We start from the raw sequence: 15,082 nt of genomic DNA on the forward strand, positions 1-15,082 counted from the left end.
CGCATGAACTTGCCAAAAAACAGCAATCTATGGATTGGGATATTTCTCGTTTCTGCAATGTTTTTATTTATGTTAGTAAGTTTCTTTTATTTGCCCTACGACATGAATGAGATGAAGATGGACGATCGCCTTGCCGGTCCAAGCCGCGAGCATCTTTTAGGAACCGATAATTTCGGAAGAGATATTCTCAGCCGTGTAATGGAGGGGTCGCAAACTGCTTTTACAGTAGGTTTCTTTTCTGTTGCTATTGGCATCACCGGTGGGTTGATCATCGGGGCTACTGCGGGCTACATAGGAAAATGGGCAGATGAAATTTTGATGCGCCTGATGGATGCTTTATTAGCATTTCCCGGAATTATCATCGCACTGGTTCTTGTTTCTATTTTTAAGCCCAATTTAACGCAGACGATAATCGCGATTGGTATTTTTTTTATTCCCGGATTTGCGCGAATTATTCGCAGCGGCTTTTTGGCCTATAAAAAAGCTGATTTTGTCATAGCGGCCAGACATTTAGGAGCAGGGCATCTTAGGATCATTGTTTATCATATTTTGCCGAATATGATGTCTCCTGTGATCGTGGCAGCATCTTTAAACTTTTCAGCGGCTATTTTAATAGAAGCGGCACTCAGCTATTTAGGCTTAGGTGTTCAGCCTCCGGATCCGAGCTGGGGTAGAATGCTGAATGAATCGCAAAGTTATATTCATAAAGCGCCTTGGTATGCACTTGCTCCCGGCATATTCATTACGTTGACGGTGCTTGGCTTCAATTTGCTTGGAGATGGGATAAGGGATTTGATGGCGCGGAAGGACTAGAAAGGAGGGATGGCATGTTGAAAGGAAATCATGAGCGCGAAGAGCTGCTTCGGATAAGCGATCTTGATATTTCATTGAAAAATTCGAAAAGAAATCTGAAAGTCATTAATGGCGTCTCCCTGACAATACATGCGGGTGAAGCATTAGGACTTGTTGGTGAATCCGGGAGCGGAAAAAGCGCCCTTGCTCTTTCCATCGTCGGTCTTCTGCCGAACTCCATGGTTGTATCAGGAGGCAGAATTACATATCGCTCCCAACCTCTTCATGAACAAAAACGAGATGAAATCCGCCGTTTGCGAGGAAAAGAGATTTCGATGATTTTTCAAGATCCGATGACCTCACTGAACCCTTCACTGACAGTGGGAAAACAGATCATGGAGATGTTTGCTTTTCATTTGGGAATGAAGCGTAAGGAAGCAAAACGGCAGGCTGTTGCTATCATGAAAAAAGTAGGCTTATCCCGGCCAGAAGATTTGCTGAAAGAGTATCCTCACCGGCTTTCAGGAGGAATGAGGCAGAGGGTGATGATTGCCATTGCTTTAGCCTGCCAGCCTAAATTGTTAATTGCTGATGAGCCAACCACCGCTCTTGATGTGACCATTCAAGCGCAAATCTTGCAATTGATGGAAGACGTGAAGAAGGAAGGGACGGCACTTTTGTTTATTTCTCATGATATAGGCGTTATCGCCGAAATTTGTGATCGTGTAGCGGTTATGTATGCCGGACAAATTGTGGAAGAGGGAACGGTACAGCAAATATTTGCCTCTCCTCAGCATCCTTATACCATCGGGCTTTTAAATTCGATTCCAACGCCAAATAAGAAAAATAAACGTTTATATTCTATTCGCGGAACGGTTCCTGCTATTTCTGACAGAGGCGCAGGTTGTCCGTTTCATTCGCGGTGTGATCATGCAATGGCCGTTTGTTTTGGCCATAATCCGGAATTTGTTCAGATGAATGAGCGGCAGTTGGTCCGTTGCTTTTTGGCTAAAAAGGAGGGAGGAAATGTTCATGACGGCATCCAATCTAGTGGAAATAGTAAACTTGAAAAAATATTATCCAATTCGCCGTTTTGGTATAACGAAAAAGGTAATACGAGCTGTTGACGGTGTATCTTTTTCAATCAAAAAGGGAGAAACGCTTGGACTGGTGGGAGAAAGCGGGTGCGGTAAATCCACTACTGGGCGAATGATCGCGCAGCTTGTTCCTTCGACGGAGGGAAAAATATTTTTTAAAGGAGAAAATATATCCAAATTTGCTGTCAAACATGCCAAACAGCTGAGCAAAAAAATTCAATATGTGTTTCAAGATCCGTATACATCTCTTAACCCGAGGCATAAAATAGCGTCTTTATTAAAAGAACCGTTAACCATCCATCACATTGGAAATAAAAAAGAGCGCCGCCAATCCGTCTTGGAAATGCTTGAACAAATAGGCCTTGATCCGTCTTTTGAAAATAAGTATATCCACCAATTAAGCGGCGGGCAGCGCCAGCGTATCGTGATAGCTCGCGCGCTTATGCTGCGCCCTGAATTTCTTGTTTTAGATGAACCGGTTTCGGCACTGGATGTTTCGGTTCAAGCACAAATATTAAATTTATTAAAAGATTTGCAACAGCAATTTTCGCTGACGTATTTATTTATTTCGCATGATCTTAACGTTGTTCATTATATGAGTGATCGAGTCGCCGTCATGTATTTAGGGAAAATTGTAGAAGTATCAGATGTTGATCATATTTACAAAGCCCCACTTCATCCGTATACGCAAACACTTGTTTCTGCTATACCAACCGTATGGAAAAAAGAAAAGAGAAGACGGATTCTTTTAGAAGGGGAAATTCCCGATCCTTCTTCTACAAAAGGATGTTCTTTTCAAGGCCGCTGCCCGTTTGCGTACGATAGGTGTAAATTTGAACAACCAAAGCCAATACATCTGGATAATCACCGGATGGTTAGTTGCCATTTATATTCATAAAAAGATGTACAAGGCAAATATCAATAATCACCGTAAACCATTGCGGCACTTCCAGCCTTTTTCGGAGCTAAGGGAGATTGCGCTTGTTTGATCAAAATAAAGATATTTATTTTTAGAAAATTGATAAAATAAAATTGACATTTATAGATTTTGAGAGTAAATTTATATATAAAACTAAATCGATATGTTTAGTTGGTTAAACAATTAAAATCTTGCATCCCCTTGCCATTGCCGGTTAGTCAACGAAAGGCATCTTCTTGGTTTTTCTACAAAAAAGATAGGTGCCTGTTTTGAAAATTTTATCAAAATTAAATTCGAAAGGAGAAAGTGACAATGTCAAATGAAAGAACGCTTCAGCCGGAAACATTAGCGGTGCATGCGGGGCAAGTGCCAGATCCAACAACTTTATCAAGAGCAGTGCCGATTTATCAAACAAGCTCATATGTATTTAATGACAGCCAGCATGCTGCTGATTTGTTTAGCTTAAAAGAAGAAGGTTATGTTTATACAAGAATCATTAATCCAACGACCGATGTATTTGAAAAGCGGGTTGCTGCCCTTGAAGGCGGTGTGGGGGCGCTGGCGCTTTCGTCTGGCCAAGCAGCTGTTTTTTATTCCATCATCAATATTGCTTCTGCCGGAGATGAAATTGTTTCTTCGTCAAGCATTTATGGCGGAACGTATAATTTGTTCCTTCATACGCTTCCTAAATTCGGAATTACCGTTAAATTTGTGGATTCCACTGATCCGAAAAACTTTGAGCAGGCGATTACAAGCAAAACAAAAGCGCTATTTGCGGAAACGATCGGAAATCCAAAATGTGACGTATTAGATATCGAAGCCGTTGCGGAAATCGCTCATCGCCATGCTATTCCACTAATTGTTGATAACACTATTCCTAGCCCGTATTTGCTTCGTCCGATTGACTTTGGTGCAGATATTGTGGTGCATTCAGCAACAAAGTTTATTGGAGGGCATGGAAATTCCATCGGTGGAATTATTGTCGACAGCGGAAAGTTTGACTGGGCGAAAAGCGGAAAGTTTCCAGAATTCACAGAGCCAGATCCAAGCTATCATGGCCTCATTTATACAGAAGCTGCCGGCGAAGCTGCCTATATTACAAAAGCACGTGTCCAACTGCTTCGCGATCTTGGCGCGGCATTGTCGCCATTCAATTCATTCCTGTTTTTGCAGGGGCTTGAAACTTTGCATTTGCGCTTAGAACGTCATAGCCAAAACGCGTTAGAGGTGGCGAAGTTTTTAGAAAAAGAGGCAGCCGTTGAATCCGTTAGCTACCCTGGTTTAGAAAGCCATCCTTCTTATGAGTTAGCGAAAAAGTATTTGCCAAAAGGACAAGGTGCCATCTTAACCTTTGAAATTAAAGGTGGCGTTGAAGCAGGGAAAAAATTAATCGATTCTGTTCAACTATTCTCTCACTTAGCCAATATTGGCGATTCGAAATCATTAATTATTCATCCTGCCAGCACTACGCATCAGCAGTTAAGCAGTGAGGAACAATTAGCTGCTGGCGTTACGCCGGGACTGATTCGCTTATCGGTTGGCACAGAGGCAATTGATGATATTTTATATGATCTAAAGCAAGCCATCAAAGCAAGCCAAACGGTAACTTCCATTGTGAAGTAAACTTTGTCTTATATGCGTATTTTGCGGCTCAATCAGTGATGATTGAGCCTTTTTTTGTTGTGACAGATATGTTGATCAACTAATTAGTAATGTGCCAGCGATTCATCAATGTGACCCGCATCAGAAATAGAGATAGAAAAAGAACAAAGGAATTAAAGATTGTTATTTATATGCATTAACGATGCTGGTCATTTGATGGTGAAACATATTAATGGCCTTGAATGCCCTACCATTCTTCTATCAGTTGAAAAATAAAAAAATGTAATTATATCAATGACTCAAACGAATTGATAGATTTTTTTTATGAATTATATAAATCTTTCTATCACTCGAAGTCTTGCCTTTTCACTTTTTCCGGTGGTAGGATAAATCACAAACATAAAACCGATTATTCATACCTATAAACAAGGAATAAAAATGGAGGGGAAATGCATATGAGTTATCAGTTGGTTTGTTAAATCAAAGTACAATATCTGGATGTGAAAGAGACAGCACTGTTTTCACAAATGAACAGGTTCAGCATTTTATGAAGATGTGAAGCAAAGGCAAGATGTTTATTTGTACCATCCGGTCGGCGGTGCAACCAAGGAATACGATTCCAAATCAGAACTTTGCGCCGAGCGAAGAGGCGCTTCATTATTTAGGGCGATTTGCAAAAAGCGATGGATGAATAAGGAGGAAGTTATGATGCCAAAACCATTATCAGTTGTCGTCTGGTCCAAAGAAGGATGTCACTATTGTGAAGAGGTGAAACAATTTTTAAAAGAAAAGCAGGTAGACTATCAAACCATCGATGTGACGAATCGGGATGAACTGCGTGATATTTTGGAAGTTAAATACGGCATCCGGCACGTGCCAGTTGTTGAAATTGGCCGCGGGGATGTATACGAAGGGGTGACAAAAGTCGGGCTCAGCCATCTTGCCAAAGCATTGAACGCTTATCTGTTAAATTAACTGAACTATATTCAATTCAGTATGTATGGACGAAGATAAAAGACGAAGATAAAAAATGGTCTTTCTTCAGAAAATTCTAACTGAACTATTGAAAATCTGGACTCGTTTGTGAGTAAAAATTGGGAGGAAAGAGGATGAATAAAAAGCTCAGTCTTATTGTGGTATTGCTATTGACATTCTTTTTAGCAGCGTGCTCGTCAAAAGAAGGAGCAACTTCTACAACTTCAACAGCAAATTCCAAAGACACAAAAGAAAAAGTGCAAAAAATCATTGTCGGCACCGGGACACAGTTTCCAAATATATGTTTCATTGATGAAAATGGAAAATTAACTGGATATGATGTAGAGCTTGTCCGGGAAATTGATAAAAAGCTTCCTGAATATGAATTTGAATTTAAAACAATGGAATTTTCTAATCTATTACTAAGCCTTGAAACCAAAAAAATTGATTTTATCGCCCATCAAATGGAAGTGAATGAAGAGCGAAAAGCAAAATTCTTATTTAACAAAGAGCCGTACAATATTTTCCCGCTGAAAGTAGTTGTTCGCAAAGATAATAACGATATTAAGTCCATTAAGGATTTAAAAGGAAAAAAAGTAATAGTCACCGCGACAAGCAACGCAGCTGTTTTCCTGGAGAAATACAATAAAGAACATAATGCGGGCATTCATATTGTGTATGCTGGTCAAGGAGCAGATGATGTAACCAACCAAATCCGCACGGGACGCGCGGATGCAACGATCTCAACGCCATTTGCGGTTGATTTCTTAAATAAGGCAGCTGACGCGCAACAAAAAGTAGTTGGCGAAACGCTTTTGGATTCGAAGGTGTATTTCTTGTTTCGCAAAGATGAAACAAAGCTGCAAAAACGTATTGATGAAGCACTTGTTGAATTGAAAAAGGAAGGTGTTGTCAGGGAATTAAGCAAAAAATGGCTTGGAGCGGATTATACTGTTGAATTTTAATAAGGAGGTGACCGAGGATTGGGCAAAGCATTTGATATCACACTAGTCGGGGAATTTCTGCCACAGCTTGTCCAATATTTAGGAGTTACGCTGCAAATCCTGGCCGTCTCTACTGTGTTCGGAATCGTTATCGGAATAGCCGCTGCTATTCCGCGGCTTTTCCGCATTCCGATATTATCGCAGCTGGTGGTTGTCTATGTTTCGTTTATTCGCGGAACTCCAATATTAATTCAACTATTCTTGATTTTTTACGGTGTTCCGGCGCTGTTTCTGTTGTTTGACATTGATCTGACCAGAATGGACCCTTTATATTTCGTCATGATTACATACTCGCTCAGTAACGGCGCTGTCTTTTCCGAAATATTTCGGGGCGCCATTCAGGCGATTGACTATGGGCAGACGGAAGCGGCGTATTCTGTCGGGATGAGTGATTCACAAACCTTTTTCCGGATTATCATTCCTCAAGCCATCGGAATCGCTTTCCCAAATATGGCAAATTGCATCATAAGTTCATTAAAGGATACGTCTTTAGCATTCACCATTGGGGTAATGGATATGGTCGGGAGAGGAGAAACATTGATTGCTTCAACAGCCCATGCACTGGAAGTATATATTTCTCTTTCAATTATTTATTACATTGTTGTTCTTGTTCTCGAAAAACTATTCCGCTTGTTTGAAAAGAGAGTGAACCGGTATAAACCAGATGTGGTGTCCTCTGCTTAACGGGCCGTTGGAAAGGAGGGACAGCTTTGACAATTGATATTCCATTTATGTGGACTGCGTTCAAAGAAATTATAAAAGCATTGCCTGTGACAATGATGCTGACACTTATTCCGCTGTTTGTCGGATTTTTCATAGGACTCGTGGTAGCGTTGATCCGAGTGTATAAAGTGAAAGGACTGTTGGCGATAGCGAACGGGTATGTCTCTTTTTTACGGGGAACGCCGATTATTATGCATGTTATGCTGATTTATTTTGGTTTCCCGCTTCTTATCGATGCGGTAGCTGCGAAATTGGGAATTTCCGTGCAAACACAGCTTATTCCCATCAGCACATTTGTTCTGACAGCTCTTTCATTAAGTGCCGGTGCGTATTTATCGGAAGTCATTCGCTCCGGTATTTTAAGTATTCCGAAAGGGCAAGTGGAAGCGGCGTATTCTGTCGGGATGAACACGTTTCAAACGATGGTGCGCATCATTCTTCCACAGGCGCTGGCACAATCTATTCCTAATTTTACAAACATTTTTGTCGGTTTTTTGCATACATCATCCATTGCCTTCCTCGTCTCTCAAAAAGAACTGACGGGAGCGGCCAATATTGTTGCTTCTACTAACTTAAAGTTTCTCGAAGCGTACATCGCAGCGGGCATCATTTATTGGCTGGTCACCATTCTTGTTGAAGGGTTGTCGTCATTGGTGGAAAAAAGAGCCACATCCTATATGAGAGGAGGAGTCCGATGATTTATTTGCAGGGGATAAAAAAATCATTCCGAAATCAAGAAGTGTTAAAAGGAATCAATTTGACGATTGAAAAAGGGAAGGTTGTCACGATTCTCGGGCCAAGCGGCTCCGGAAAATCTACTCTGTTGCGATGCATAAATTTTCTCGAAAAACCGGATGAAGGAGTCGTGCAAATAGGGGATGTGAGAGTTGTAGCCAAAAAAGCGAACAAAAAAGATATTATGGCATTAAGAAAACAGTCCGCTATGGTTTTCCAGCATTATAATTTATTCGCTCATAAAACAGTGCTTGAAAATGTAATGGAAGGATTAAAAAAATGAAAAAAGCGGAAGCAAGGCAACGGAGCGAACAGGTGCTTGAACGAGTCGGATTGTCCGATAAATTGAATTATTTCCCGAGCCAGCTTTCTGGAGGGCAGCAGCAGCGTGTCGGCATTGCGCGTGCCCTTGCGTTAAATCCGGAAGTGATCCTTTTTGATGAGCCGACTTCCGCACTCGATCCTGAACTTGTCGGAGAAGTATTGGCCGTCATTAAAGACATTGCCAAGGAAGGCATTACAATGCTCATTGTGACACATGAAATGCAGTTTGCCCGCGAAGTATCGGATCAAGTGTTGTTTATGGATGGCGGAGTAATCGTTGAAAAAGGCACGCCGATGGAGATTTTTACAAACCCGAGAGAAGAACGGACCCGCAAGTTTTTAAAGAGAATTTCCGGGGGATTGCCTGTCCATTGGATTCAGAAAACAGCATATTAAAAAAGAAAGGAAGGATGGCCACATGACGGATCATGTACAGATACATGATATGCTGGATGAAGATAAAGAAGCGGTGCGGCAGCTTCTGATTGACAGTTACCGGCAGTATGAACGGGATTATCAAGATCCGAATGTGTGGTTTGATTATTTGGCGGATATTACAGCATCTGTTGATAACCCGAATGTCGATCGGATTTTGGTGGCGAAGAGCGGCAACGATATTCTCGGAACCCTTCAACTGTTTGACTCATCGGAGAAGGCATATGGCCGCCCGGAACTAAACATTTTTTCACCGATTGTGCGGCTGCTGGCTGTTCATCCGAAGGCAAGAGGGCGTGGCATTGCGCAAAAACTGTTGAAAGAAAGTATTCGGTACGCGCAATCCAAAGGGGCAGCCCACTTGTACTTGCATTCCAGCGATAAGATGCAAAAAGCGATACAGTTGTATGAATGGCTCGGATTTAAGCGGGATGAGTCAAAGGATTTTCAAAACCATGATATTTTAGTGAAATGCTACCGGTTTGATATTAAAAAGGAAGTGTCTGTTTATGAGTCAGTCTGATTTGGACGTGCGCTTAATGGAGATCCGGCGCCACTTTCATCAATATCCAGAATTGTCGGGTGAAGAGTTCGAAACAACGCAAACCATTCGTTCACTTTTAGAGCAAGCTGGCATTCCGATTTTAGACACGAGTCTCCCGACAGGAGTGGTAGCACAAATAAGCGGGAAAAAGCAAGATCCAATCATTGCTTTGCGCGCTGATATCGATGCCCTTCCCATTCAAGAAGAAACGGGTTTGCCTTACGCTTCGAAAATATCGGGAAAGATGCATGCCTGCGGTCACGATTTTCACACTGCCGCTTTAATTGGTGCGGCTTATTTGCTAAAGGAAGAAGAGAAAGCGTTAAATGGTTCGGTTCGCTTCATTTTTCAGCCATCTGAGGAGATTGGCGGGGGAGCGGAAAAAGTCATTGCCGCTGGTCACTTGGAAAAAGTGAAAGCGATTTTTGGTTTGCATAATAAACCGGATTTACCGGTTGGAACAATCGGTATTAAAAGCGGACCATTAATGGCGAGCGTTGACCGTTTTATCATTGAAGTGGAAGGGATTGGAACACACGCAGCGGCGCCCCATGCAGGCATTGATTCTATCGTCGTTGCCTCACATATTGTCATTGCTTTACAAACAATCGTCAGCCGGCAATTAAGTTCATTTGATCATGCGGTCATCAGTGTTGCCCACGTTTCGGCAGGGAATACGTGGAACGTCATTCCAGGAAATGCTTTTTTAGAAGGAACCGTTCGAACGTTTTCTGAGGAAACAAGGGAAAAGATTCCAAAGTGGATTCAACGAATCATTGCCGGTGTTGCCAATGCTTACGGTGCTCAAGCAACCCTTCGCTGGATGCCGGGGCCACCTCCTGTCCTCAATGATGAAAAGGCTGTTGAGCTATCTGTCCAAACGGCTGAGCAATTGGGACTTAATGTTGTTGAGCCAACGCCATCGATGGCGGGCGAGGATTTTGCTACCTATCAAAAGAAAATTCCGGGTTCGTTTGTGTTTATCGGGACTTCCGGAACACATGAATGGCATCATCCTGCTTTTACGTTGGATGAACGGGCTTTGCCTATTGCCGCACGTTATTTAGCAGAAGTGGCAAAAAAAGCGTTAAAACATTTTTAATGAAGCGGAAACGGGGTGTTTGGGGCAATGAAGAAATTATATGTATTGGCTTTATTCACGGTTTTATTTGGCATTTTAATAGGCTGCGGCAAAAACGAAGCATCTGATAATGGAAAGGATGCAAACGACCAAACCGGGGAGAAAACAGTAACATTAAAGATTGGAGCTTCATCGACACCACATGCGGAAATTCTTGAATTTATTAAACCAACGCTAGAGAAAGAAGGCATTGAGCTTGATATTAACGTCATTAACGATGGCATTCAAACGAATGAACAGACAGCAAATGGCGAGTTGGACGCTAATTATTTCCAGCATACTCCGTATTTAGAGCAGACAAATAAAGATAGCGGATTAAATCTTGTTAAAGTTGTCGGTGTTCACATTGAGCCATTTGGTGTATATTCCAAAAAAATCAAATCGATTAATGAACTTCCAAAAGGTGCAAAAATTGCGATTCCAAAGGATCCTGTTAACTTTTCCCGCGCTTTGCAATTGTTTGATGCCAACGGCATTATTGAGCTTAATAAGCCTTCCTCCGGCATCAATACAAGTAAAAATTATACGATACAAGATATTAAGAAAAATGATAAACAACTTCAATTTATTCCCGTTGATGGTCCGTTGCTAGTACGTGCGCTGGATGATGTCGAGGCTGCGGCAATCAATACGAACTATGCTTTAGAGGCTGGCCTTAAACCGAAAAAAGATGCCCTTATTATTGAAGGAGATCAATCCCCTTATGTCAACATTTTAGTAGCACGTCCAGACAATAAGGACTCAGATGTGATCCAAAAGCTAGCAAAAGCATTAACAAGTCCAGAAGTAAAGAAGTTTATTGAAGATAAATATGATGGAGCTGTTGTTCCGGCATTTTAAGACGGGGGGAGTAAAGTGATTGAGTTTCGAAATGTCTCTAAAATTTTTAAAAGCAAAACACGAACGGTCGAAGCGTTAAAAAATATCAATTTGACGATTGAGAAAGGAGACATTTTCGGCGTTATTGGTTTTAGCGGAGCGGGGAAAAGTACATTACTCCGGATGGTTAATTTGTTGGAAAAGCCGACTTCCGGACAAATTTTCGTCGATGGCCAAGATTTGTCAAAGCTATCGGAAAAAGAGCTGCGTCAAGCGAAAAAAAACATCGGAATGATTTTTCAGCATTTTAATTTACTAAGATCCAAAACCGTTTTTGATAATGTCGCGATGCCTCTTAAACTTAGGAAAACACCAAAATCTGTGATTGAAGAGCGTGTTAACGAATTGCTGCGTTTTGTCGATCTTTCTGATAAGGCAAACAGCTATCCAAATCAATTATCAGGCGGCCAAAAGCAGCGCGTGGGCATTGCCCGGGCATTGGCGACAAATCCATCGATTCTTCTTTGTGATGAACCGACTTCGGCACTTGACCCGCAAACAACGACGTCGATTTTACAGCTGTTAAAACGAGTGAACCAGGAATATGACGTGACGATTTTGATTATAACGCACGAAATGGAAGTGATTAAGCAAATTTGTAATCGCGTTGCCGTTATGCAGAACGGAGAGATTATCGAAGAAGGCACGATTTTAGATATTTTTTCCAAACCAAAAACAGAAACGGCGCGCAATTTTGTTCGTTCGGTGTTAAAAGACGAGATTCCGCAAAGTATTTTCAATATTTTGCAATCTAACGGTAAATTCAGCAAAATTTACAATATGGAATTTATTGGAGAAAGCTCTGGCAAGCCGGTTTTATCGCAAGTTGCAAAATCGTTCGCAGTAGATGTGAACATTTTATTTGGCAGCATCAATGAGTTGCAAGGAGTTCCTTTTGGCAATTTGATTGTTGAGTTGCAGGGGGAAGAAGCAGAAATTGCCCGGGCCTATGATTTTATCGTACAGCAAAATGTGTTGGTGAATGAGGTGGTGCGCAATGGAAGTTAGTGTGGAACTCATTTTGCAGGCGTGCTGGGAAACATTATATATGGTTAGCGTATCGCTCGTATTTGGGTCACTAATCGGTTTGCCTTTAGGCATTTTATTAGTCGTCACCCGCAAAGGTCATATCTTGGAGAACACGCTTATCTTCTCGGTTTTAAATCCGATTGTCAATATTTTGCGATCGATTCCGTTCATTATTTTGCTTGTTGCAATCATTCCGTTTACGAGATTGATTGTCGGTACGGCGATTGGGACAACGGCAGCGATTGTTCCGATTGTGCTTCACATTGGACCATATATGTCGCGCCTGATTGAAAATTCTCTCTTGGAAGTGGATAAAGGAATTATTGAAAGTGCACAAGCGATGGGCGCTACCCCATGGCAAATTATTTTTCGATTTCTTCTGCCAGAGGCGCTGCCTTCTATTGTGTTAAGCATCACAACAGCAACGATTGGTCTCATCGGTGTAACGGCGATGGCAGGAGCCGTTGGTGGCGGTGGTTTAGGTGACTTGGCGATTACGTATGGTTATCAGCGCTTCAGCACCATCACCATTGTGGTGACGGTCGTGATTCTTGTTTTGCTTGTACAGGGCGTGCAATCGCTGGGGAATTTGATCGAGAGAAAAATCAGAAGAATGTAGTCAGCATTCATGAGAGAGGTGGGGAAAATGGTGAAAAAAGCATTTATCTCTATTCTTGCTTTTATTTTAGTGTTTAGTTTGGCGGGATGTGGAAAAACAGCCGGGAGTGAAGCGAAAGATAAAAAAATTAAAGTTGGCATTCGCAGCTCGGAATTGCGGACATGGGAATTTATTAAAGAGAAAGCAAAAAAAGAAGGACTAGATCTTGAATTGGTTACTTTCAACGCATCGGTTGATCCCAATCAAGTGCTGGCTGAAGGGGATATTGATGTCAATGCGTTTCAACATATTGCCTATTTAACGAGTTTCAATGAAAAAAACGGTACAGATATTGTCCCGATTGGAACGACGATTATCGCACCGTTAGGCCTTTATTCCAAAAAATATAAGTCTCTTGATGAGATACCGAAAAATGCCAAAATCGCGGTGCCAAATGATGCAACGAACTGGGGCCGTGCCTTGCTTTTATTGCAAGAAGCAAAGCTAATCAAGGTAGTAGATAATTTCGATGGAAACGGCGGAGTGGACAAAATCAAAGAAAATCCAAAAAACATCGAGATTGTTCCTGTGGATGGGGCGGCTACACCGCGGGTCATGGATGATGTTGATGCATCTATTATTAACAACGGTGTAGCGGTGGAAGCAGGATTGTATTTAAAAGATGCCATTATTCATGAAAGCGCGACTGCAAAACCGTATATCAACGTGATTGCGGCGCGGAAAGAAGACGCCGATCGCCCTGAGTTGAAGAAACTGGTCAAAATCTATCAAACAGATGAAGTGGCGAATTTCATTAAGAAAACGTATAAGGGAAACTACATTCCAACGTTTATTCCGTTAGAAGAGTTAAAAACATTTAAAGACGCTTATAAAAATTAATCCATTATTGGAGGGGATGAAATTGGCAAAGAAAAAGCAGATTAAGCTGGCTGCCTACTTGATTGGAACGGGGATGCATATCGCTTCGTGGCGCCATCCGGACGCCCAACCGACTGCAAGTATAGATGTTCAGCACTTTATCAAACTCGCGCAAATTGCCGAACGAGGCAAATTTGATATGGTGTTTCTCCCAGATAGCCTGGCGATTAACGAGGATTCCCATCCAAACATTTTAAACCGATTCGATCCGGTTGTTTTAATTACAGCGATTGCGACTGCAACATCAAAAATTGGCCTCGTTGCAACAGCTTCAACTTCTTACGGAGAACCGTATATCCTGGCACGGCAATTCGCCTCTGTCGACCATGTTAGTAACGGGCGTGTTGGCTGGAATGTCGTTACAACAGGAGATGCGACAGGCGCTACGGCGCTTAACTTTAGCAGAACGGAGCACTATAAACACGATGAGCGCTACCGGCGAGCAGAAGAATTTGTTGATGTCGTTCAAGGGCTGTGGGATTCTTGGGAGGATGATGCCTTTGTCTTTGACAAGGAGAAAGGAGTATTTTTTGATCCTGAAAAGCTCCATACGCTTGATTACAAAGGACAGTATTTCTCCGTCCGTGGCCCTCTTAACATTGCCCGTTCGAAACAAGGACATCCGGTCATCGTGCAGGCCGGATCGTCAGAACCAGGCCAGCGGTTAGCTGCAAGAACGGCAGAAGTCGTTTTTGCCCATCGCGATAATATAGAGAAAGCAAAAGAATTCTACAAAAGCTTAAAATCCAAACTGGCGGACTACGGGCGCCATCCAGATGAGCTTTCGATTTTAGTCGGCATTTCGCCAATTGTTGGTGAAACAGAAGAAATTGCCCAACAAAAATTTGAAGAGCTACAAAAGCTTGTTCTCCCGTACCAAGCATTAAAATTCTTGTCAGGCTATATGGGAAATGTCGATTTCACGAAATACTCGCTTGATACACCGGTAAAAGAAGTGGAGCTTCCAGAAGAAATAAATGGAATTCAGAGCCATTATGAAGATATAAAACGAATTATTGACACGGAAGACTTGACAGTTGGCGAGCTTTATTCGCGTCTTTTTATCGGTGCCGGCAGACGTGACAACTTTATTGGAACTCCAGAAAAGATTGCCGATGAATTGGAAAAATGGTTTACAGAGGAGGCGGCAGACGGTTTTATCCTTCAGGCGCCGTTATATCCGCGAGATTTGGAAGATTTCGTTCATCATGTAGTACCAATTCTGCAAGAACGTGGTTTATTCCGCCGTGAATATGAAGGAGATACGTTGCGCGGCCATTTAGGGCTTCCGAAGCCTGTAAACCGCTATACGCTGGCGAGACAATCCAAACTAGCCATCCAATAGC

General features: G+C 42.1%; 15 protein-coding genes and 1 pseudogene. All 16 read left to right on the forward strand.

Features of this window, described 5'->3' with window-relative positions; translation table 11 throughout:
* The first annotated feature begins 3 nt into the window (after positions 1-3).
* The 16 genes and pseudogenes from AOT13_RS04995 (at position 4) to AOT13_RS05070 (ending at position 15,081) form a co-directional block, all read left to right on the forward strand.
* Positions 4-813 carry an ABC transporter permease gene (locus AOT13_RS04995; protein ID WP_003253237.1) on the forward strand — a complete coding sequence of 270 codons (810 nt, stop codon included), beginning with the start codon at positions 4-6 and terminating at the stop codon, positions 811-813.
* A 14-nt stretch (positions 814-827) separates the two neighbouring features.
* The gene (locus AOT13_RS05000) at positions 828-1,919 is read left to right on the forward strand and encodes an ABC transporter ATP-binding protein (protein WP_042383957.1); all 1,092 of its coding nucleotides are present in this window, start codon (positions 828-830) and stop codon (positions 1,917-1,919) included.
* Positions 1,819-2,787: an ABC transporter ATP-binding protein gene (locus AOT13_RS05005; RefSeq protein WP_042383955.1), complete on the forward strand. Its 969-nt coding sequence runs from the start codon at positions 1,819-1,821 to the stop codon at positions 2,785-2,787. The genes AOT13_RS05000 and AOT13_RS05005 overlap by 101 nt, the downstream gene beginning before the upstream one ends.
* 333 nt (positions 2,788-3,120) lie before the next feature.
* Positions 3,121-4,431 (forward strand): homocysteine synthase, encoded by a 1,311-nt coding sequence (locus tag AOT13_RS05010; protein WP_003253231.1) that lies wholly within the window; start codon positions 3,121-3,123, stop codon positions 4,429-4,431.
* A gap of 687 nt (positions 4,432-5,118) precedes the next feature.
* Positions 5,119-5,385, forward strand: a complete 267-nt coding sequence (locus tag AOT13_RS05015; RefSeq protein ID WP_173662695.1) for a glutaredoxin family protein — start codon at positions 5,119-5,121, stop codon at positions 5,383-5,385.
* A 134-nt stretch (positions 5,386-5,519) separates the two neighbouring features.
* Complete coding sequence (locus AOT13_RS05020; protein ID WP_013401715.1) at positions 5,520-6,350, forward strand: amino acid ABC transporter substrate-binding protein; 831 nt, start codon at positions 5,520-5,522, stop codon at positions 6,348-6,350.
* Positions 6,351-6,368: 18 nt separating this feature from the next.
* Positions 6,369-7,073, forward strand: a complete 705-nt coding sequence (locus tag AOT13_RS05025) for an amino acid ABC transporter permease (RefSeq protein ID WP_003253224.1) — start codon at positions 6,369-6,371, stop codon at positions 7,071-7,073.
* A gap of 26 nt (positions 7,074-7,099) precedes the next feature.
* Entirely contained in the window at positions 7,100-7,810 is a 711-nt protein-coding gene (locus tag AOT13_RS05030; RefSeq protein ID WP_003253221.1) for an amino acid ABC transporter permease, read from the forward strand.
* A pseudogene (locus AOT13_RS05035) lies at positions 7,807-8,567 on the forward strand (amino acid ABC transporter ATP-binding protein). Before AOT13_RS05030 ends, AOT13_RS05035 begins: the two are co-directional and overlap by 4 nt.
* A 22-nt stretch (positions 8,568-8,589) precedes the next feature.
* Positions 8,590-9,129 carry a GNAT family N-acetyltransferase gene (locus tag AOT13_RS05040; RefSeq protein ID WP_013401713.1) on the forward strand — a complete coding sequence of 180 codons (540 nt, stop codon included), beginning with the start codon at positions 8,590-8,592 and terminating at the stop codon, positions 9,127-9,129.
* Positions 9,116-10,252, forward strand: coding sequence for an amidohydrolase (locus tag AOT13_RS05045; RefSeq protein ID WP_042383953.1), 1,137 nt, complete (start codon positions 9,116-9,118; stop codon positions 10,250-10,252). Before AOT13_RS05040 ends, AOT13_RS05045 begins: the two co-directional genes overlap by 14 nt.
* A gap of 27 nt (positions 10,253-10,279) precedes the next feature.
* Positions 10,280-11,131: a MetQ/NlpA family ABC transporter substrate-binding protein gene (locus AOT13_RS05050; protein ID WP_042383950.1), complete on the forward strand. Its 852-nt coding sequence runs from the start codon at positions 10,280-10,282 to the stop codon at positions 11,129-11,131.
* Between the two features lie 15 nt (positions 11,132-11,146).
* Positions 11,147-12,178, forward strand: a complete 1,032-nt coding sequence (locus AOT13_RS05055; protein ID WP_013401711.1) for a methionine ABC transporter ATP-binding protein — start codon at positions 11,147-11,149, stop codon at positions 12,176-12,178.
* The gene (locus AOT13_RS05060) at positions 12,168-12,818 is read left to right on the forward strand and encodes a methionine ABC transporter permease (RefSeq protein ID WP_003253207.1); all 651 of its coding nucleotides are present in this window, start codon (positions 12,168-12,170) and stop codon (positions 12,816-12,818) included. The genes AOT13_RS05055 and AOT13_RS05060 overlap by 11 nt, the downstream gene beginning before the upstream one ends.
* Positions 12,819-12,845: 27 nt before the next feature.
* Entirely contained in the window at positions 12,846-13,697 is an 852-nt protein-coding gene (locus tag AOT13_RS05065; protein ID WP_003253206.1) for a MetQ/NlpA family ABC transporter substrate-binding protein, read from the forward strand.
* A gap of 16 nt (positions 13,698-13,713) precedes the next feature.
* Complete coding sequence (locus AOT13_RS05070; protein WP_376699827.1) at positions 13,714-15,081, forward strand: LLM class flavin-dependent oxidoreductase; 1,368 nt, start codon at positions 13,714-13,716, stop codon at positions 15,079-15,081.
* Position 15,082 lies beyond the last annotated feature (1 nt).

Origin of the sequence: Parageobacillus thermoglucosidasius (assembly GCF_001295365.1) — a bacterium.
Classification (GTDB): Bacteria; Bacillota; Bacilli; order Bacillales; family Anoxybacillaceae; genus Parageobacillus; species Parageobacillus thermoglucosidasius.

Coding starts and splice junctions, on each gene's coding strand:
- AOT13_RS04995 (WP_003253237.1), top strand. CDS start 4: ATGAACTTGCCAAAAAACAGCAATCTATGGATTGGGATATTTCTCGTT.
- AOT13_RS05000 (WP_042383957.1), top strand. CDS start 828: ATGTTGAAAGGAAATCATGAGCGCGAAGAGCTGCTTCGGATAAGCGAT.
- AOT13_RS05005 (WP_042383955.1), top strand. CDS start 1,819: ATGTTCATGACGGCATCCAATCTAGTGGAAATAGTAAACTTGAAAAAA.
- AOT13_RS05010 (WP_003253231.1), top strand. CDS start 3,121: ATGTCAAATGAAAGAACGCTTCAGCCGGAAACATTAGCGGTGCATGCG.
- AOT13_RS05015 (WP_173662695.1), top strand. CDS start 5,119: ATGCCAAAACCATTATCAGTTGTCGTCTGGTCCAAAGAAGGATGTCAC.
- AOT13_RS05020 (WP_013401715.1), top strand. CDS start 5,520: ATGAATAAAAAGCTCAGTCTTATTGTGGTATTGCTATTGACATTCTTT.
- AOT13_RS05040 (WP_013401713.1), top strand. CDS start 8,590: ATGACGGATCATGTACAGATACATGATATGCTGGATGAAGATAAAGAA.
- AOT13_RS05045 (WP_042383953.1), top strand. CDS start 9,116: ATGAGTCAGTCTGATTTGGACGTGCGCTTAATGGAGATCCGGCGCCAC.
- AOT13_RS05050 (WP_042383950.1), top strand. CDS start 10,280: ATGAAGAAATTATATGTATTGGCTTTATTCACGGTTTTATTTGGCATT.
- AOT13_RS05060 (WP_003253207.1), top strand. CDS start 12,168: ATGGAAGTTAGTGTGGAACTCATTTTGCAGGCGTGCTGGGAAACATTA.
- AOT13_RS05065 (WP_003253206.1), top strand. CDS start 12,846: ATGGTGAAAAAAGCATTTATCTCTATTCTTGCTTTTATTTTAGTGTTT.
- AOT13_RS05070 (WP_376699827.1), top strand. CDS start 13,714: ATGAAATTGGCAAAGAAAAAGCAGATTAAGCTGGCTGCCTACTTGATT.